We start from the raw sequence: 18678 nt of genomic DNA, 5'->3' as shown, positions 1-18678 counted from the left end.
GGGTATCGAATGCCCCGGCCCGGCGTAGCTGACGGCGGCCCGCTACCGACTGCGTACGCCTGCTTCCTATTGGCTCCTCTCTTACAGTAAAAACAATGACTACATCCATGAATCGTGCTCTGTTAGTAACGGCGTTGGTAACGCTGACGCTGACGAATTGCCGCCGTACACCAACGCAGGTTATGCGGGATGTGGACGGCAAGACGACCACCAGCAAGGCAACCCGGCTGGATGGCTCCCGGCGGGATGGGCCTCGGCGTACGGAGATTCTGTTCCTCGGCGATAATGGCCACCACCGGCCGGTCGAACGGGTGCCGCAACTGATGGCTGCCCTGGGCGACCGGGGCATCAACATTACCTATACCGATCAGCTCAACGACCTCAACCCCGACAACCTGTCGAAATACGACGGGCTGCTCATCTTCGCCAACTGGGATAGCATCCCGAAACCGCAGGAGCGGGCGTTGCTCGATTTTGTGGCATCGGGCAAAGGGCTGATTCCCGTGCACTGTGCGTCGTTCTGCTTCCGCAACTCGGCCGAATACGTCGATAAAGTGGTGGGTGGGCAGTTCTGGCGGCACCGCATGGACACCATCCAGACCCGCACGGTCGACGCCAACAGCGAGATTATGGCCGGCCTGCCGCCCATCAAAGCCTACGACGAAACGTACCTGCACACGCACCTGCAACCCGACAACCACGTGCTGGCGGTGCGCGACATTAAGGCTGATCAGGCCAAAGACAAGCCTGGCCAGAAAGACGAACCCTACACCTGGACACGTACCTACGGCAAAGGCCGCGTTTTCTACACGGCTTATGGCCACGACGAACGTACCTGGAGCCAGCCGGGTTTCCAGCAGTTGCTCGAACGGGGCATTCTGTGGTCGGTTGGCGATGCGGTGAAAAAACTGCACGATGACCTGAAACCGCAGGCGTTTGCCTACAAAGAGGCGAAACTGCCTAACTACGAAAAACGGCCCGGTGTGCAACTGGAGCAGTTGCCCCTCTCGCCCGAAGAGTCGATGAAGCACATTCAGGTGCCCGCCGACTTTTCGCTGAGTTTGTTTGCGCATGAGCCCAACGTGATGCACCCCATCGCCATGACCTGGGACGACCGGGGTCGGCTCTACGTGCTGATCACCAAAGATTACCCCAATGAGCGCAAGCCGGAGGGCGGGTCGGACTCGATTGTCATGTGCGAAGACACCAATGGCGATGGCAAGGCCGATAAGTTCACCAATTACGCCGACGGCCTGAGCATCCCGACGGGTATGGTGTGGGCCAATGGGGGGCTGATTGTCTCGCAGGCGCCGCACATGCTCTTTCTGCGCGATACCAACGGCGACGACCGCGTCGACGAAAAGAAAATCCTGTTCACGGGTTTCGGTACGTTCGATACGCACGCTGGACCCAGCAACCTGCACTACGGTTTCGACAACTGGATCTGGGGTAGCGTGGGTTACTCAGGGTTCAAAGGGAAAGGTACGGCCGATAAAGACAGCCTTCAGTTTGGACAGGCGCTGTTCCGGTTCCGCCCCGATGGCTCGCACGTCGAGTTCATGACCGGTACGTCCAACAACACCTGGGGCATGGGCTTCAACGAGACGGGCGATGTGTTTGGCTCAACGGCCAACAACTCGCACGGCTGGTACATGGCCATCCCGAACCGCGACTATAACGCCCGGCAGGGCAGTGTGCCGGGTGGCCGCAGCACCGACACGCACAAAGACATGAAGCCCATCACCGAGAAGGTGCGACAGGTCGACGTGTTTGGTGGCTTCACGGCGGCGGCGGGGCATAACTTCTATACGGCGCGGGCATTCCCCAAAGCCTACTGGAATGAGATCGCCTTCGTGAGCGAGCCTACGGGCCACATCGTGCACCAGAACCGGATGAAGAAAACCGGCACTGACTACGAAGACGTGGAACCCACCGCCGGGCAGGGCTTCAACCTGATGGCCGGGGCCGATGAGTGGTTTGCGCCGGTGTTTGCGCAGGTAGGTCCCGATGGGGCCGTCTGGGTGGCCGACTGGTATAGCTACATCATTCAGCACAATCCGGTGCCGCAGGGCTTCAAAAATGGCTCAGGTAACGCCTACGAAACTGACCTGCGCGATTTCACCCACGGCCGTATCTACCGCGTTGGCTACAACAAAGCGCCCAATCAGGTAACGCCCACCTTGAGCGTGAATGACCCGGCGGGGCTGGTGGCGGCACTGTCCAACACTAACCAGTTCTGGCGGATGAAAGCCCAGCGGCTGTTGGTGGAGCGGGGTAACAAAGACGTAGTGCCGCAGCTGTGGGCCGTCGCCAACAACCCGACCGTCGATGAGATCGGCATCAACGCGCCGGCCATTCACGCCCTCTGGACGTTGCACGGGCTGGGTGCCATTACGCCATCTGACCTTGAAAAAGCCCTGAAACACCCCTGTGCGCACGTCAGAAAAACGGCTGTGCAGGTGATGCCGCGCGATGCTGCCGGTGCCAACATGCTGCTGGCGCGCAATACGCTGAACGATGGCGAACCGCTGGTGGTGCTGCAATCCCTGCTGGCCCTGAGCGAAGCCCCCGTTTCGCCAGCCATCGACGACGCCGTGCTGACCCGCCTGCGCCAGACCACCGCCAACGACGACCGCTGGTTGCCCGATGCCTTTGCCTGTGCGCTTAACCGCAACGGAGCGGCCCTGTTGCGCCAGTGGTTGGGCAGCATCAAAGAGTCGGGTGGAACCCATACGCAGCAACACGATCATAGCGCGATGGATCATAGCCAGCATATGGCGACAGCGCAAACGGCTTCGACGCAAAGCGGACCGGCAATGGTTGCCAATACGCAACGGGCCGAGGGCATCGATCTGGTTGTTGATCGGGTTTCGATGCAGCCTAGCTCGCCATTGGTTCGCGAGGCCGCCCGCACGACCATCTACATTCGGAATCAGGGCAGTGTGGCCTTGCCCAAAGGAACGGCCGTGCCGCTGACAATGCGCTTTCAGGCTAAAGACGCCAACAATAAGCAGAAAATCGACTACGTCAGCTATACCTTCACCGATGGCATCGCTCCCGGCGAAACCGTCGGCATTAGCCGGGTCAATAACGGTCCCTGGGTGGGCGATCTGGCTCTGAGTGGCGAACGCGCGGGCGACTATACCCTGGCAATTACCATCGATAAAGAGCAGAAGCTATCGGAGAGTAACGTCAGAAATAACATGTACACGGCCACGATGACCGTTAAGGCACCGGCGCAGCTGAAGACGGTGGCGCTGGAGCGGGCGGCCCGTGCCTATGCCTCGACCGCCTCGCCCGACTCGATTGCGGCCATGTTGACGAAAGCAACGACTCTCGGTGAAGATAATGCCAATGCCCTGGTAAAAGGCCTGTCGGAAGGCTACGACTACCGGCAGCGCCGGAAAGCGAACCCCGCTACAGGTACGTTGCTGGCCAGTGTGGCAGAAGGAATTCCGGCCGACGCCCGCCCGCGGATGAACCGCCTGCTTGAAGCCTGGGGCCTGCGCGACGCCAACGCCGACCTTGATCCCAACGCGCAGATCGTTCGCCTGAAAACCGTGCGCGAAGAAATGCGCTTCGACCAGACGAGCTTTACGGTGAAGGCTGGTAAGCAGGTGGTGATCGTACTGGAAAACCCCGACGCCATGCAACACAATCTGGTGGTGGGCAAACCGAAGTCACTGGAACGTATCGGTAAACTGGCCGACGACATGATCACGGCCAAAGACGGTGCCGAGCGGAACTACGTACCCAGCACCCCCGACGTGCTGGCGGCAACGGCGCTGGTAAACCCCTCACAGACGGTTCGGCTGACGTTTAAAGCCCCCGATCAACCCGGTGAATATCCCTACCTCTGTACCTTCCCCGGCCACTGGCGCCTGATGAAAGGCATCATGAAAGTAGAGAAAGACGGCGCTGCATCGGCTGCCAAGTAAGACTGCTGTTTCAGTACCTTGAATTGACCACGCCGCTCACCCTGACCAACGGTCACGATGTAAACGCCGACTAGAAACTGGCTTAGATCAAGCTGGTGCGAGAGCCGCTTCTCAACGAGGCGGCTCTCTGTCGTTTAAGTGATTTATGGGTTAGTTGTCGCTAAGTCGCCCGATTGCAGCGGGTCTTCCATCAACAAAAGTGTAGCAGCCAAATGGCATACAGGGGCGTACCTGGCACGCTACTAAGAGGAGTGCCAGGCTGACTGGAAAGAGTATGGTAGTAGCCAGCCTGATAAGGCCTCGACACAGAGAAGTCAGTGGTCCATTCCCTAACTCTTTCGATCCAAATAAGGTCTATTGGCGTAATGTAGATAGCTGCCCGGCACATCGTCGTGTGGCTTAACTCAAACAAACGTTATGCCTTATATTCAGACCAATGATTCGCGCTTTGGCGAGCCGGTAAGCATCTTTTATCAAGATTGGGGCGGTGCCTCAGCTACCTCAACGACGTCGGCAACAGGTACGTTGTCGGCTCCGGCCAGCACGCAACCGACGGTGCTGCTTATTCATGGATGGCCCCTGAGCCACGAGATGTGGGACTACCAGATGACCGCCTTAGCCGAACAGGGTATTCGTGTGGTGGCGTATGACCGGCGCGGATTTGGTAAATCATCGAAGCCCTGGGGTGGATATGACTACGACACACTGACCGACGACCTCAAAGCGGTTATCGACGAACTGAACCTCGACAATATCGTACTGGTCGGCTTCTCGATGGGTGGTGGCGAAGTGGTCCGGTATTTCAGCCGTCATGGTGGGGCCAAAGTGTCCAAAGCGGTATTGATCAGCGCCGTAACGCCGTTCCTGCTTCAGACCGACGACAACCCGGATGGCGTGGATAAAGATACGTTCGACACGATGGTTGAAAACCTGCGTTCCGACCGGGCCGATTTCCTGCAAACCTTCGGCAAGCAATTCTATGGCGTGGGCATGCTCAGCAAGCCCGTTAGCCAGGCTCATCTGGACGGCGACTTTATGCGCACGTACCTAGCCTCGCCCAAAGCGACGATCGAATGTGTACGCTCGTTCTCGGAAACCGATTTCCGCGACGAAATGCGGAGCATCACGGTCCCCACGCTGATCATCCACGGTGACGCCGACAAAACGGTGCCCATCGAATCATCGGGTGAGAAATCAGCCGAATTGCTGCCTACAGCTATCTACAAGGTGTATGACGGTGCCCCCCACGGCCTGTTCGTTACCGAGAAAGACATGCTCACGCAGGATCTGCTTTCGTTCGTGCTGGAGTCATCGTATCAGGCTGCGCCTGCCGGCGAGGTGACCTACTAGGCTGCGCGTTCACAACAAAAGCCGGGGCTTAACAAGCATGTCTTGTTAAGCCCCGGCTTTTGTTGTTAGGTGCTTGTTTAAGCGTTGCTCATCGTTCTGGCACTTACCAGGGCGCTTTGAGGGAAGCGGATTTTAAATTCGCTACCTTCGCCCACTTCGCTGTTGAGTTCGAGGCGCCAGTTATGGGCTTCGATAATGCGTTGGACATAGCTCAGGCCCAGCCCAAACCCTTTGACACTCAGCTGGTGATGTTCGCCAACGCGGAAGAAGGGTTTAAATATTTTCTGCTGAAGGTGCTTTGGAATACCCACCCCCCGGTCGATAACCGATACCATCAGCCCCGTTGCGTCCGATTCGGTATGAATGGTCAGTTCGGGTTCGCCGGGGCTGTATTTGATGGCATTGTCGAGGAGGTTGTGCAGCACATTGGTCAGGTGCAGGCGGTCGGCCATGAGCACATGCCGGGTAGCGTGCAAACTGATCTTCAGATAGGGGCCGTGCCGTTCCGAAATGGATTGAATCAGCGTGTGAATGTCAATCGTGTCGAGCGTCAACGTCAGCCGGTTCCGGTCGGCCCGGGCAAGGCTCAGCATTACGTCTACCTGTAGCTGTAAGCGCTCGGTTTCTTCCTGAATGATGTGGACGTATTTGTCCATCCGCTCGGGCGACGATTTGCCGAAGGGGGTCGCCAGAATGTCGGCCGCCATTTTAATGGCCGAAATGGGCGTCTGAAATTCGTGGACGATGGTGTCCAGAACTTCTTTATGAATATACGGGACGTTGTGATCGTGGGCGTTGATCCAGACGAAGTAGCCCAGAATGCTGATCACCAGTGCAATCGGTGACCAAACGAGCCACCCCAACCGAAATGAGGCCGGGCCGAAACGGTCGAGCAGGAGAAAAGCTACAACGATCGCTAATCCATAATACCAGTTACGCTGGGCATAGGTAGCAACATTCTTCATAGGCAACCATACAATACGATAGCACGGATTGAATAAAGCGTGATAATCTGTTACGGGCGGCTGTATCTGTAAAGGTATAGATAATTGCTACATACAAATTGGTGTACACAGGCTATACAAAGAAAAAGCCCGCTGTGGCGGGCTAAAAATGCATATATATTCATTTATTTATCTTACGACGCTTCGGGCGTGGCTTCAGCGGGCTTAGACTCAACGGCAGGAGTCGGCTTTTTCGCCGCAGTCGAGCGGGTCGATGTGCCTCCTGACGGCTTCTTGGCTGGTGTTGCCGACTTGGTTGGGGTCGTGGCGGGCAGGGCCACGGCTTTAGGCGTAGTGGTGGCTGCTGCTGCTTTTTCGTCTTTCTTCGCCTGACTACGGGTGGCGTTTTTGGCAGCCTTAACCGCGTTTTTCTCCGCCTTGCCCTCGTCTTTTTTCACCTTCTTGGCTACTTTTTTCTCGGCTTTTTTAGTTGCTTTGGCTTTGGCCTTTTCTGCCTTACCCATCAGCTTCCCGAGGCGCTTTGCCAGTTTATCGGCCGATTTTTCGATGGCCTTCTTTACTTTCTTCGCCGCATCGCCCGTATCGCCGAGGGTTGCTTCGAGTGCATTGATGATACCCTCAGCAATGGAGTGCTTCTGAGCTTGTTTTTCGGTATTTTTTGCCATGGTTGTGTTAGAAAAAAATCTACAAAGAAATAGGCAATTTTCAGCAGAAACAAAAGCCTAATGTTAAGTTTTTGTTATGCTTTCGACGAATCGATAGCAGATAATGCCGGCTGTAACGGCTATGTTGAGTGAGTGCTTGGTGCCATACTGTGGGATCTCAAGAACCAGATCGGCCCGCTGAATCACGCTGTCACGTACGCCTGTCACCTCGTTACCGAACACAAAGGCGTAGCGTTTGTTTGGCTCCGGTATGAAATCGGGGAGCAATACGCGTTGTTCGGCCTGTTCTACGGCTACCACCACGTACCCATTGGCCTGAAGGTCAGCTACCAGCGTGTCGACATCCGGGGCGTGTTCCCAGGCTACCGACTCGGTGGCACCCAACGCCGTCTTGGTAATATCGCGGTGGGGGGGCGTGCCGGTAATGCCCGCCAGATAGAGCTTTTCGGCCCGGAAGGCGTCGGCCGTGCGAAATACCGACCCCACATTGTTCAAACTGCGGATATCATCGAGGATCAGGCAGTACGGAAATTTCTCGGTGGCTCTGAAATCGTCGACCGACAGCCGATTCAGTTCGTCGAGCGCTAGTTTGCGAATCATGGGGGTAAAGATAGCACGGGGCTGGGGGCACGGGGCAAAGTGTTGTTAACAGAACTCTCCATGCCTCGTGCCCCAAGCCCTATGCCCCACACTACCACACCGCCCGGCGGAAGGCTTCGGGGCGACGTACCCAGATGCCCGTGCCGTCCTGTTCGATCAGGCCATCCTGTTTAAACTCGCTCAGCAATCGAATCAGCGACTCGGTTGCCGTGCCTACCACCGCCGCCAGGTCATCGCGGGAGAGGCGAATGGGTTCGTTGGGGTGCTGATTTTGCAGGCGGAGTAGTGTATCGGCTACGCGGCGGCGCAACGACCCGTAGGCCATCCCCAGCAATTGCTCTTCGCGGTCGCTGATGCGTCCCGCCAGCAGCCGAATCAGCTCCCGGCCCAGATCAGGGCTGGTGAGCAGTAACTGCCGGAACTCGTCGCTGGGTACGTAGATAAGCTCACTGTCTTCGAGCGTCACGGCCGAATCGGTGTAATCGGTTTCTTCGAGCAGCGCTACGTACCCAAAAAAATCGCCAGCCTGATACAGCCCTGTAATGAGTTCCTTGCCGTCGGGATTCGTGCGGGTGGTTTTCACCTTGCCCACTTTCAGGTAATAGAGGCGGGTTGGTCCATCGCCTTCGGCGTAGATATACTGCCGCTTTCGGATGGGGTGGGGTTTCCGGTTGGCGATCAGGTCTTCGAGCTTGATGTGTTCGACGGGCGTGTCGGCCGCGCCCGACGGAGCACCCAGTGTGCGAAAGCGGTTCAGACGCCCTTCGATGGCCCGTAGCAGTTCTGATTCGTCGAAGGGTTTGGTCAGGTAGTCGTCGGCGCCCAGTTCCATCCCTTTCCGAAAATCGTTGCGTTCGGTTTTGGCCGTTAGAAAGATAAACGGGATACCCGCCAGCTGCGGGTTTTTGTTGAATATCTGTAAGACGCCATAGCCATCGAGTACCGGCATCATGATGTCGCAAATGACCAGGTCGGGGCGGGTAGCTAGTGCGGCTTCTACGCCGATTTTGCCGTTTTCGGCAGCCAGCACCGTATAGCCAGACAGGGTCAGAATCTCGGCCGTGTTGTCGCGAATAATGTCGTTATCCTCAATGAGCAAGATGGTTTCCATGAGGCTGAAGGCTAAAAAGAGGTTGAGTGAGGTTCTGTGGTGCCATTGGTGGGGATCGTCAGGGTAACGGTGGTGCCTTTGCCCAGTTCGCTATGCAGGCCAATCTGCCCGCCCATCAGGTCGACGTATTTGCCGACAATATGCAGGCCCAGACCGGTGCCAGGTACGTTCACGACGTTTTTGGCGCGAAAAAACCGCTCGAAGAGGTGCTCCTGATCGTCGGGCGGAATGCCCACGCCTTCGTCCTGTACTGTCAGGGTCAGGTACCCGTCGGCGCAGCTGGCCTCGACGTGCACGGTCGCGCCTTCGCCCGAATACTTCACGGCGTTGGACAGCAGGTTCACCAGTATTTTCCGCAGCAGCGATGAGTCGATCCAGATCGGATTGAGGCACTGAAGTGTCGCCTGGATCGTTTGACCCGCTTTACGCAGGCCATCGAGACTATTAATGGTTTCGTCCACCAGCACCGACAAGGCGACCTGCGCCGGGTGGGCTTCGATCTTGCCTTCTTCCAGCCGCCCCAGCGATAAAAACTCTTCGAGAATGTCGTTAAGCTGGTTGACCGACGCCCGGATGCGGTCGAGGTGTTTCTGGCGGTTGGCCTGTTGGGTCGTGTCGGGGTATTTTTCGATCAGCGCGGCCGAGGTGAGCACGGCCGTCAGCGGTGTACGGAACTCGTGCGACGCCATCGACACGAAGCGCGATTTCAGCTCGCCCAGCTCCCGCTCGGCGGCCAGGGCGGTAGCCAGTTCGTCTTTCGACTGTTCGAGCTGAGTCAGCGTGTCGAGCAGCGCCTGGGTACGTTCGGCCACGGTTTGTTCGAGGCTGGCGTTGAGCCGTTCGATGCGGTTTTTCTGCTCGATCAGGGCGCGTTCGGCTTCGCGCTTGTAGGTAATGTCGATGATGTAGGCGACCGAATACAGCTCGTTTTCGAGCCGGAAGTAGCTTAGACTGATTTCGACGGGAAACACCGTGCCGTCGCGGCGGCGGGCGTGGAGGTCGCGGTTATGACCCATGGCCCGCACCGACGGGTTCTGATTGAACGAGTGCCGCAGTTTCTCGTGGTAATGACTGACTTCACTTGGTACCAGTACCTCGATTGGTTGCCCAACCAGTTCGTCGCCGGCATAATCGAACAACTGCCGCGCCAGGTCATTCACCGACACAATATCTCCCCGTTGATTGGCCACAATAATGGCTACGGTGGCGTTGGTAAAAACGGCCTCGTAGCGCTGTCGGCTGTGCTGTAAAGCCAATTCCGTTTGCTGTAAACGGTCGGCCAGTGCGGGTGGATTCGGGTCGGGATTCATCTACGGTTTGCTCAGACGACTGCCAGCAAAGGTAGCGTACTTAAACGGGCCACGCGTTGGGTTTCGCCTTCCACAAACAAGTTTCGTATCCAGTTGTGAGGTTGTGGTAACATCATCAGCAGATCAGCCTGCCGCGCCTGCGCCGCGTGCAACAGCGTTTCGTATAGCAACTGACCAGACGTATCGGTATCGGGCAGCACCGTGAGCGTGTGCCCCTGCCGTTCCAGCAGGGTTCGCAACTGCGCAATTCGATGGGCAACGGCGGGGGTGTCGGTTTCGTCGTGTACGCACAACCCGTGAACCGTGCAGCCAAACCGGCGGGCAAATGTCAGGGCGGCTTCGAGCGTCAGGGCGTCGGGTGGCGTGTCGATACTGATGGCGAGGGCGGCATTTTCGACGCTCGTCAGTGGTGAGTCTGGTGGTAGCAGTAAAAGCGGTACCCGCGTTTCGGCCACCATGTCGGTTGCCACGCTGCCCATCAGTTGCGCACTTTGCGGAGCCGATCCTACTGTCGCCATCACCAGCAGTTCGGCCTGTTCGGCGATGGCGACGTCGTTGATGACCGTGCGGGTGTAGCCCTCGCGGGCCATGCAGCGAATGGGGAGATCGGGGCCGATTTGCCCATGAAGTTGGTGGGCCAGCTCGCGCAGGGCATGAAGGCTGCTATCGTGCATCGCCTGGCTGCTCAACGGAAAGTCGCCTGTCTCGGCCGGGTTGGTTGGCCAGAACCGGTAGGCGTTGAGCAGGATGAGTTCACACTGCCACGATTGCGCCAGCCGGGCGGCGGTCTGCGCGGCCTGATTCGCCGGGTGTGAAAAATCGGTCGCCAGAACGATGGATTTCATAAGGGACTGTTTTACAGTAGGTTGTAAGCAATCAGCACGACGTGAATCAGGAAGCTAATGGCAAACCCACCGAAGACGTAGCGAACGGGCAGCGCCGACAGAATCGGGATCAGCACGCCGAGGAAGCTCAGAAAGGCCACTAGAAAATGCCAGTCGGGTGCGCCGGTGCTCGAGATGAGCAGCAGCAGCGTGGGCGTCAGCAGACAGCCCTGCACCAGCGCCGCCGTAGCCGACCAGCCAAAGCGGTTGAAGTCAGCTTTTTCCAGAAAAGCGTCGAGCGCTGAAGGGGCATGCGTTTCGGTGGTCGATGAGGCGGTCAGAGGAGCAAGCGATTCCATAACAAGCAGGTGTTTTGTGTTCGAATTGATACCCCAAAACAAGCTTGTTCCTACGCCGTCCGGGCTGACGGTCCTCAGGTACGTTCCTGAGTTTCGTCAGGTACGTTGCCCGGCCCTGCACAGGCTGTCGAGGTCAGGTACGTGGCGCGTTCCGGTGCGGGATCGCTGCAACTAATCGCCCAAATCTGGGCCGAATTGGCTAAATTTGTGTAAACTACTTTAGTCAGCCTTAGTGAAAACTGCCGCCTCTGCCAAGCCCGTAAAACCTGCCAAAGAAACTCCGCTCAACAAGCAGTACAACATCATCAAAGCCAAATACCCCGGTGCTTTGCTGCTGTTTCGGGTGGGCGATTTCTACGAAACGTTTGGCGAAGATGCCGTGAAAGCCAGCAAGATTCTGGGTATCACGCTCACCAAACGCAACAACGGTGGGTCCAACGAAGAACTGGCCGGTTTCCCGCACCATTCGCTCGACACGCACCTGCCCAAACTGGTGCGGGCGGGTGAGCGCGTCGCCATCTGCGATCAGCTCGAAGACCCGGCGATGGCCAAAGGCATCGTGAAGCGCGGCGTCACGGAGCTGGTAACGCCCGGCGTGTCGTTCAACGACAACGTGCTCGATACCCGCCGCAACAACTACCTGGCCGCCGTGCATTTTGGCAAAGGCAGTGCCGGACAGGCCGACGATGCCTTCGGCGTGGCGTTTCTGGATATTTCGACGGGCGAATTTCTGGCCTCGCAGGGTAACGCCGCTTATATCGACAAGCTGTTGCAAAGTTTCAACCCGGCCGAGGTGCTCTATTGCAAGCGCAACCGTTCGGAGTTTGGCGCGCTCTTCGGTGACAAGTTTCACACCTACACGCTCGAAGACTGGGCCTTTACCTACGACTTCGCCTATAATTACCTCAGGCAGCATTTTCAGACCACGTCGCTCAAAGGATTCGGCATCGAGGGGCTGCCCGACGGCATTGTGGCGGCGGGAGTAATCCTGCATTACCTCAACGAGACCGAACACAAAGACCTTCAGCACATTCAGCGCGTTACGCGGCTGGAAGAAGACCGGTATGTCTGGCTCGACCGGTTCACGATCCGCAACCTCGAACTGGTATCGTCGCAGCAGGAAGGCGGCGTGCCGCTGATCCAGATTCTCGATCAGACGGTCACGCCGATGGGCGCGCGCCTGCTGCGGAAGTGGCTCATGCTGCCGCTGAAAGACCGCGCCCTGATTGATGAACGGCTCAATCTGGTAGCGCTGCTGCACGACGACCCCGACCTGCTTGAGACTATGCTCACGCACCTGAAGCAGATTGGTGATCTGGAGCGGCTGGTCTCGAAAGTGGCGGTGCGGCGCATCAGTCCCCGCGAAATGGTGCAGTTGAAACGCTCGCTGCAACACGTGCTGCCGATCAAGGAAATGCTGATCACGGCCCTCAGTCAGCACGCCGACGCTCCCTCGCTGAAGAAATACGCCGACCAGCTCAACCCGCTTTCGTTCCTGCTCGACCGTATCGAGGCCGAACTGCGCGACGACGCGCCGGTGCTGTCGACCCAGGGCAACATGATCCGGACGGGCGTGAACTCCGACCTTGACGAGCTGCATAAACTGGCTTATTCGGGTAAAGAATACCTGGCCAAGTTGCAGGACCGGGAGATCGAGCGCACGGGCATCAGCTCGCTCAAGATTTCGTATAACAAGGTGTTTGGCTATTACCTCGAAGTGACCAACGCCCACAAAAACCGCGTACCCGACGACTGGATTCGGAAGCAGACCCTGGTGAACGCCGAGCGCTACATCACGCCTGAACTGAAGGAATATGAAGACAAGATTCTGACCGCCGAAGAGCAGATTTTCAGCATTGAGTCGCGGATGTTTAGTGAACTGGTAACTGCTACGGGCGAATATGTGGCCGCCATTCAGCAGAATGCCCGCGTAATTTCGGTGCTCGACGTGCTTTCGTCGTTCGCCAAAGTGGCTGTGAAGAACAGGTACGTTCGGCCGATGCTCAACGACGGGAAAGCACTGTCGATCAAAGACGGGCGCCATGCCGTGATCGAGCAGCAGCTGCCCCCCGGCGAACCCTACGTACCCAACGATGTGTACCTCGACGACGAAACGCAACAAATCATCGTCATTACCGGGCCCAACATGGCGGGGAAATCGGCCCTGTTGCGGCAGGTGGCGCTGATTGTGCTGATGGCGCAGGCGGGCAGTTTCGTGCCTGCTTCCTCGGCTGAACTAGGGTTGGTCGATAAAATTTTCACGCGGGTGGGAGCCTCGGATAACCTGTCGCGCGGCGAAAGCACATTCATGGTCGAGATGACCGAGACGGCCAGTATCCTCAACAACCTGAGCGAGCGCAGCCTGGTACTGATGGACGAAATCGGGCGCGGTACCAGCACCTACGATGGCGTTTCCATCGCCTGGGCCATTACCGAATACCTGCACAATACCGACTGCCGCCCCAAAACGCTGTTCGCCACTCACTACCATGAACTAAACGAACTCGCCGCTGATCTGCCCCGTATCCGCAACTTCAATGTGGCGGTGAAAGAAGTAGGGAACAAGGTTATTTTCCTGCGAAAGCTGCGCGAGGGCGGCTCCGAACACTCCTTCGGGATTCACGTGGCGCAGATGGCCGGTATGCCCGGTAGCGTGGTGAAACGGGCCGCTGTGATTCTGAAACAACTGGAGGCGTCGCATCAGCGGGAAGGCAACAAAGAGGCGATCCGGGAAGCGAGCCAGCCTACCGAACGTGAGTTGGCCTTGCGCATCATCGAAGCGGGTGACCCCAAATCGGAAGCCATCAAAGACAAACTTCGCAGCATCGACGTTAACCGCCTTACGCCCATCGAGGCGCTACTGAAACTGAACGAGTTATTAACTATGTTGGCGTAATATCGACCAATAATGGCTAGCCTGATGAACCAATCGTTCCACCCCCAATACATTACCGACGAGCAGGGCCATCGAGTCTCTGTTGTGGTACCCATCCAGCAATGGCAGGCTATGCTCGACGAACTGGAAGAACTCGATGATATTCGGCTTTACGATGAAGTAAAAGCCAGAAACGAGCCAACCATCACGCTGGCTGATTATAAACGACAGCGAAAGCATCCCAATGGCTGAGTACACCATTGTTTTGACTCGTACCGCCCAGAAACAGCTAGACAAACTGCCTACTGTAACGGCGGATCTATTGCTGGCGGCCATTGAATTGCTGGCGAGTGATCCACGGCCAGATGGCTGTAAAAAACTGAAAGGCCGATTGGGTTATCGCATTCGAAAAGGTGACTACCGGATTCTGTACGACATTCAGGATTCAGTGCTCATCGTTAACGTAATTGCCATTGGCCATCGACGGGACATTTACGAGTAGGTATTGGTAAGTGAGTGCGTATACAGGTAAACTTACGCCCATCGAGGCGCTGCTGAAACTGAACGAGTTATTAACGATGCTGGCGTGAACAGTTCCGGACAAAACTAGCGTAATGAATAGGTAAAGGTGTTGGTAATCAGAGTGGGTAGATAGAATAAGTAGGCGTTTTTGGTGATTTGTATCTTTCAAGTCAACTTTTTAGATTCGCCTCCTTCACCTAAACACTATCAATTTCATGAAAACAGCCTTCCTTTCCGTATCGCTGCTCTTATTCGCTTGCTTAAATGTTACTGCGCAGACCACACCCACGGCTACCGACATCCTTACTAATTACATAAAAGCAATCGGTGGGCAACAGGCATTACTGAACGTCCGTGACATTGCCTCACAGGCAACCATGGCTTTAGGGAATGCTGCCATGCAGGTAGCGATCAAAAAGAAAGCGCCCAGACAGGCGACAACGGTGGTAACCAATCCTAAAGGAGAAATTTTATTTCAACAGGTCTCAGATGGCAAACGAATTGCAGAGGGACCTCCCCAGAAGATTGTGGTTGTGACTAACTCGTTCGTACCTGTACGATTGATCAACGAAAGCCTTTTTCCGGAACTACTCTATACCGAGGCGGGCGTTAAATCGGCTTACGCGGGTAAAGAAACTGTCAACGGAAAAGAAGTACACAAACTGACTCACGCACTGGCCGACGGATCGAGCTGGAGCACCTTCTTCGACGTGGCAACCGGTTTGAAAGTGCAGGTGGTAACGCCCGTCGCTACGGGTCAGGATATTATGCAATTAGCTGATTATCGGGACGTTGGCGGTGTGAAATTTCCATTTTCGGTGAAGCTCGCCAGCGGCCCTTAGGTAACCTACGATCGCATCGCGATCAATCAAGGCATAAGCGACGCATCGTTCACGATTAAGTAAGCCGCACGATTCCTGCCATAAAGAGGCATATTACTCACCGCAGCCAACGTACCTGAGAGGATCATTGGCTGCGGTTGTTTCGTTAAGCCGATCGATATGGGTTGAGAGGGGGCGTGGTAAAAGAGCCCCGCGGCAGTGAGTATGTTTTGTGGCTTGTGGGGAAGCTTGCACCAAACAACTTGCCGTTATGCTAAGTTGATTATAGGCAATATTAAGTCGATGGTTAAACCCTCGGCTTAACAGCCTGTCAAACCGACAAACAATCGCGTTTGACCGCGGATAAACAACATAGCCATGAAAACGAATCAACGTTTTGTCGCTCTTGCCCTGTTGGCGGCCTTTATGACTAGTTCATTTGCCAACGCCCAGGAAAATCAGAGCATATTTAAGCGTAAGTGGAACCCCGAAGCCAAAGGCACAGCCATCGGTGCTGGTGTAGGCGGTGTAGCCGGGGCCATCATTCATAAACGAGACCGCAAGGTAGGGGCCGGTGTTGGCCTTGCCGTTGGTGCTGCTGCCGGGTATGGTGTCGGTAAAATTATCAGCAACAAACAAAAACGGGCTGCGGCTGCTGCCCGCGCTGCCGAGCAACGCGAATATGCGGCCCGCACAGCGCCGGCTCGCCAGGTAAGCACTGGCGCCAGTTCGCGTTCGGTCGCTCGCAAGGCCACTGTACCGGCGGCGGTTGCTGCACCGGTAGTGTCGCAGCAAGCACTGGCTGAAACTGAAATGACCCCCGCCGAAATGACGGCTAGCCTGACCCGTAACGGGTACTTGCTCAACACGTCATTTGGCGAGCCCAATACGGCCTATCCTGAGTCGGAGTATCGCCGTAAGAGCTGGTAATCGACCGGCTGATCTGTTCTCCCGCAAGGCCATTTAGCCTTGCGGGCTATTTCCATCACCAATTCAACACACAGTTATGAAAACGATCATCCCTATGCTGGCCCTGGTGGCCACGCTGGCTTCTTGTGCCAAATCGGGCGAACCTGCCAACGTGCAGGCACTCAATCAACAGTTTGTGCAGGCCTGGAACAGTAAAGAAACGGATAAGGTCATCGGCATGCTCGACGACAACGTACAGTTTGCCCAAGGCGAAACCCGGTTTTCGGGTAAATCGGAAGTCGGTGAAAAGTGGGTACGTGCCACTATCAACACCATCAGTGATTTGCGCCTGAGCCCGCGTAGCAGTGTAGCCGACTCCCAAATCGCCTACGAAGCAGGTACGTTCACAGTCGATGTATTGCCTGAAGTGGCCGGTGAACCCCGCGGCGTTGGCGAAGGCAACGTGATGTTACTCTGGAAAAAAGCCGCCGACGAAAGCTGGAAACTCAGCTACGCCCAACTGGAAGATTTGCCGGTGAGGGTGAAATAAATAAAAGAGTTCAATGTGTAACGGCCAAGGTTCAATGTAGTTGACGCTATAGTATTACGCGTCAGCCACGTTGAACCTTGGCCGTTACACATTGAACGCATACTTATGCTGCCCGCAGGCCGCTCCAGTCCTTCCCGAAGCGGAACGTAGTCATGGGTAGGGGCGTGAAGAACGACGAGTAGTCGTCGGGGCGGGAAAGCAGTTCTTTGTAAAGCAGCACCCGGAAGAGGTAATAACGTGTTTCGCGGGGGAGCTTCAGCTGATAATAATCGCAGTGAGCCTGTTTCTGCAACTGCCGTTTAACGTACCCAGGCCCGACATTATAAGCGGCAGCGACCAGCGACCACGAGCCGAACAGGTCATACAGTTTGCGGAGGTACTTACAGGCGGCGATGGTCGCTTTTTTTGCGTTAAAGCGTTCGTCGGTGCGGCCACCTACCCGCAGGCCAAGCTCGCGTGCCGTGCCGGGCATCAGCTGCCAGTAGCCACCCGCGCCTTTCGACGACACAGCCTTCGCCTTCAGGCCACTTTCGGCCAGCGGGATATACCGGAAATCGGGTGGGATATCATACGCTTTCAACGTGGAGTCGATCAGCGGGAAAAAGGCGTCGGCGCGTTCGCGCAGGTCGCCAAGGCTAGCCGTGTGGGGCCGAAACAACGTAAAGACGTGTTTCCAGCGCGATAGCACATCGGCGTTGTCGAGCGGCATGGTTTCGCCGCAAAAATTCACATCTAAAAGCGGAAACTCAACGTCGTTGGGGGCTGTGCTCAACAGGACCGGTTGCAAGGCAGAAAGCCGTTCGGGCTGTTCGTTCTGAATCTTTTTTGGCGCAAGAGGTGCGTGGGTGATTTTCGTTGCCGCAATCGCTGCGGGGCGAATCATGGCCATCAACAAAGAGAAGCCAACTCGTTTAATCAAAGCATTTCAAACTTGGTGATAAAAAGACAACGCCCTATCAGGCCTGATTAGTGCGTTGATACTCAACCAACTGGTTAGTATACGCTAGAGAGCCGCACAAAAAATGCCGCCAAAACGGCCCTTACAGGCCGTGTGGCGGCATTTTCACCGTGTGTTAAAAAAACTTATTGTTTCGGCTTCTCAAAGATCGATTCGTCGACGGCAGGGTTGGCTTCGAAGGCCGTCAGCTTCACCGTGGCGGCCTGCCCCATCGCTTCCGTTTTGGCCCGGTAGGGGAGGGTCAGCGCACCGGCTTTCCGGTAGTCGTCATAGGCGATGTTGGTATCGATGGTTTGGCCCATCGCGCTTACTTTACCCTTCCGGCCTGTAATCAGGTACGTTGTCGGATCGACATAGACCGTTGCCGGGTTGCCCTGAATTGTAGTCGTCAGCGCATACACCGACTGTCCGTCAACAGTCTCTTTGCCCACTAGGTCAATCTTATCGCCTTTGGCCGATGCCGTTGCCAGTTCAAGGCCCGGCAGCATCATGTTGTCGGTGACCATCTTCAGTTGCGCGGCCGGAATGTCTCGGGGCGCCTCGGACCCCTGTTTCACCCAGCCCGTTTCACCTTTGGTCACGACCGTGATGTTGTTGCCCATCATGTTCATGTTGATGCGGGCGGCTTTGTCGAAAATAACCGTGGCCGTGGCGTCGATGCTCTGGCCGGGTGCAATGGTTGATTGCGTATATTTCGCTGATTTGAATGCCTTAAGCGCCTCCTGACCGCCCAGCGCGGCAATGTGTTTGCTAACGATTTCGCTCGCCGTTTGCGCGAATGCGCCTACCGACAGCAGCACCGACCCCGCCAGAACGGAGGTCAGCGTAAACAAGTGTTTCTTCATGAAATTGGTTTATTGGACGTTGACGGTTGGACAAGAGGCCGTAACCACGCGGTGCCCATTAACTAACGTCTGGTAT

General features: G+C 56.3%; 17 protein-coding genes. 8 read left to right on the top strand and 9 right to left on the bottom strand.

Features of this window, described 5'->3' with window-relative positions:
- The first annotated feature begins 107 nt into the window (after positions 1 to 107).
- Complete coding sequence (locus ACAW74_RS23890) at positions 108 to 3938, top strand: PVC-type heme-binding CxxCH protein (RefSeq protein ID WP_370700769.1); 3831 nt, start codon at positions 108 to 110, stop codon at positions 3936 to 3938.
- A gap of 417 nt (positions 3939 to 4355) precedes the next feature.
- A complete protein-coding gene (locus tag ACAW74_RS23885; RefSeq protein ID WP_370700768.1) occupies positions 4356 to 5288 on the top strand; it encodes an alpha/beta fold hydrolase in 933 nt (310 codons plus the stop codon).
- A 77-nt stretch (positions 5289 to 5365) separates the two neighbouring features.
- Here the strand turns inward: ACAW74_RS23885 and ACAW74_RS23880 are convergent, their stop codons facing one another.
- From ACAW74_RS23880 to ACAW74_RS23850, 7 genes are all read right to left on the bottom strand, one after another.
- Positions 5366 to 6253: a sensor histidine kinase gene (locus ACAW74_RS23880; RefSeq protein WP_370700767.1), complete on the bottom strand. Its 888-nt coding sequence runs from the start codon at positions 6251 to 6253 to the stop codon at positions 5366 to 5368.
- 173 nt (positions 6254 to 6426) lie between these two features.
- The gene (locus ACAW74_RS23875; RefSeq protein ID WP_370700766.1) at positions 6427 to 6918 is read right to left on the bottom strand and encodes a hypothetical protein; all 492 of its coding nucleotides are present in this window, start codon (positions 6916 to 6918) and stop codon (positions 6427 to 6429) included.
- Positions 6919 to 6981: 63 nt separating this feature from the next.
- Positions 6982 to 7518 (bottom strand): RNA methyltransferase, encoded by a 537-nt coding sequence (locus ACAW74_RS23870; RefSeq protein ID WP_370700765.1) that lies wholly within the window; start codon positions 7516 to 7518, stop codon positions 6982 to 6984.
- Positions 7519 to 7609: 91 nt separating this feature from the next.
- Positions 7610 to 8629, bottom strand: coding sequence for a response regulator (locus tag ACAW74_RS23865; protein WP_370700764.1), 1020 nt, complete (start codon positions 8627 to 8629; stop codon positions 7610 to 7612).
- A gap of 11 nt (positions 8630 to 8640) precedes the next feature.
- Positions 8641 to 9939 carry an ATP-binding protein gene (locus tag ACAW74_RS23860; protein ID WP_370700763.1) on the bottom strand — a complete coding sequence of 433 codons (1299 nt, stop codon included), beginning with the start codon at positions 9937 to 9939 and terminating at the stop codon, positions 8641 to 8643.
- Positions 9940 to 9950: 11 nt separating this feature from the next.
- Positions 9951 to 10784: a universal stress protein gene (locus tag ACAW74_RS23855; protein ID WP_370700762.1), complete on the bottom strand. Its 834-nt coding sequence runs from the start codon at positions 10782 to 10784 to the stop codon at positions 9951 to 9953.
- Positions 10785 to 10795: 11 nt separating this feature from the next.
- Complete coding sequence (locus tag ACAW74_RS23850; protein ID WP_370700761.1) at positions 10796 to 11122, bottom strand: hypothetical protein; 327 nt, start codon at positions 11120 to 11122, stop codon at positions 10796 to 10798.
- A gap of 232 nt (positions 11123 to 11354) precedes the next feature.
- Here ACAW74_RS23850 and mutS point away from each other — a divergent pair, with 232 nt between their 5' ends.
- The 6 genes from mutS to ACAW74_RS23820 all read left to right on the top strand — a co-directional run bounded on the left by mutS (position 11355) and on the right by ACAW74_RS23820 (position 16799).
- Positions 11355 to 14018 carry a DNA mismatch repair protein MutS gene (gene mutS, locus ACAW74_RS23845; RefSeq protein WP_370700760.1) on the top strand — a complete coding sequence of 888 codons (2664 nt, stop codon included), beginning with the start codon at positions 11355 to 11357 and terminating at the stop codon, positions 14016 to 14018.
- Between the two features lie 24 nt (positions 14019 to 14042).
- Entirely contained in the window at positions 14043 to 14249 is a 207-nt protein-coding gene (locus ACAW74_RS23840) for a RelB antitoxin-like protein (RefSeq protein ID WP_370700759.1), read from the top strand.
- Positions 14250 to 14262: 13 nt separating this feature from the next.
- Entirely contained in the window at positions 14263 to 14499 is a 237-nt protein-coding gene (locus ACAW74_RS23835; RefSeq protein WP_370700757.1) for a type II toxin-antitoxin system RelE family toxin, read from the top strand.
- Between the two features lie 235 nt (positions 14500 to 14734).
- Positions 14735 to 15361, top strand: a complete 627-nt coding sequence (locus tag ACAW74_RS23830) for a hypothetical protein (protein WP_370700755.1) — start codon at positions 14735 to 14737, stop codon at positions 15359 to 15361.
- 357 nt (positions 15362 to 15718) lie between these two features.
- Complete coding sequence (locus tag ACAW74_RS23825; protein WP_370700754.1) at positions 15719 to 16270, top strand: YMGG-like glycine zipper-containing protein; 552 nt, start codon at positions 15719 to 15721, stop codon at positions 16268 to 16270.
- 76 nt (positions 16271 to 16346) lie between these two features.
- Positions 16347 to 16799 (top strand): YybH family protein, encoded by a 453-nt coding sequence (locus tag ACAW74_RS23820; RefSeq protein WP_370700753.1) that lies wholly within the window; start codon positions 16347 to 16349, stop codon positions 16797 to 16799.
- 103 nt (positions 16800 to 16902) lie between these two features.
- Here ACAW74_RS23820 and ACAW74_RS23815 read toward each other — a convergent pair whose 3' ends face one another.
- Together ACAW74_RS23815 and ACAW74_RS23810 are read right to left on the bottom strand one after the other, a co-directional pair.
- Entirely contained in the window at positions 16903 to 17682 is a 780-nt protein-coding gene (locus ACAW74_RS23815) for a lytic transglycosylase domain-containing protein (protein WP_370700752.1), read from the bottom strand.
- A gap of 200 nt (positions 17683 to 17882) precedes the next feature.
- Positions 17883 to 18602: a LolA family protein gene (locus ACAW74_RS23810; RefSeq protein ID WP_370700751.1), complete on the bottom strand. Its 720-nt coding sequence runs from the start codon at positions 18600 to 18602 to the stop codon at positions 17883 to 17885.
- Between the last annotated feature and the right edge of the window lie 76 nt (positions 18603 to 18678).

Source organism: Fibrella musci, assembly GCF_041321105.1.
Taxonomy (GTDB): domain Bacteria; phylum Bacteroidota; class Bacteroidia; order Cytophagales; family Spirosomataceae; genus Fibrella; species Fibrella musci.
This window is presented reverse-complemented; position numbering and strand designations above follow the sequence as displayed.

Bases quoted from the DNA above. Each gene is read 5' to 3' on its own strand.
- ACAW74_RS23890 (WP_370700769.1), top strand. From the start codon at position 108: ATGAATCGTGCTCTGTTAGTAACGGCGTTGGTAACGCTGACGCTGACG.
- ACAW74_RS23885 (WP_370700768.1), top strand. From the start codon at position 4,356: ATGCCTTATATTCAGACCAATGATTCGCGCTTTGGCGAGCCGGTAAGC.
- ACAW74_RS23880 (WP_370700767.1), bottom strand. From the start codon at position 6,253: ATGAAGAATGTTGCTACCTATGCCCAGCGTAACTGGTATTATGGATTA.
- ACAW74_RS23875 (WP_370700766.1), bottom strand. From the start codon at position 6,918: ATGGCAAAAAATACCGAAAAACAAGCTCAGAAGCACTCCATTGCTGAG.
- ACAW74_RS23870 (WP_370700765.1), bottom strand. From the start codon at position 7,518: ATGATTCGCAAACTAGCGCTCGACGAACTGAATCGGCTGTCGGTCGAC.
- ACAW74_RS23865 (WP_370700764.1), bottom strand. From the start codon at position 8,629: ATGGAAACCATCTTGCTCATTGAGGATAACGACATTATTCGCGACAAC.
- ACAW74_RS23860 (WP_370700763.1), bottom strand. From the start codon at position 9,939: ATGAATCCCGACCCGAATCCACCCGCACTGGCCGACCGTTTACAGCAA.
- ACAW74_RS23855 (WP_370700762.1), bottom strand. From the start codon at position 10,784: ATGAAATCCATCGTTCTGGCGACCGATTTTTCACACCCGGCGAATCAG.
- ACAW74_RS23850 (WP_370700761.1), bottom strand. From the start codon at position 11,122: ATGGAATCGCTTGCTCCTCTGACCGCCTCATCGACCACCGAAACGCAT.
- ACAW74_RS23840 (WP_370700759.1), top strand. From the start codon at position 14,043: ATGAACCAATCGTTCCACCCCCAATACATTACCGACGAGCAGGGCCAT.
- ACAW74_RS23830 (WP_370700755.1), top strand. From the start codon at position 14,735: ATGAAAACAGCCTTCCTTTCCGTATCGCTGCTCTTATTCGCTTGCTTA.
- ACAW74_RS23825 (WP_370700754.1), top strand. From the start codon at position 15,719: ATGAAAACGAATCAACGTTTTGTCGCTCTTGCCCTGTTGGCGGCCTTT.
- ACAW74_RS23820 (WP_370700753.1), top strand. From the start codon at position 16,347: ATGAAAACGATCATCCCTATGCTGGCCCTGGTGGCCACGCTGGCTTCT.
- ACAW74_RS23815 (WP_370700752.1), bottom strand. From the start codon at position 17,682: ATGATTCGCCCCGCAGCGATTGCGGCAACGAAAATCACCCACGCACCT.
- ACAW74_RS23810 (WP_370700751.1), bottom strand. From the start codon at position 18,602: ATGAAGAAACACTTGTTTACGCTGACCTCCGTTCTGGCGGGGTCGGTG.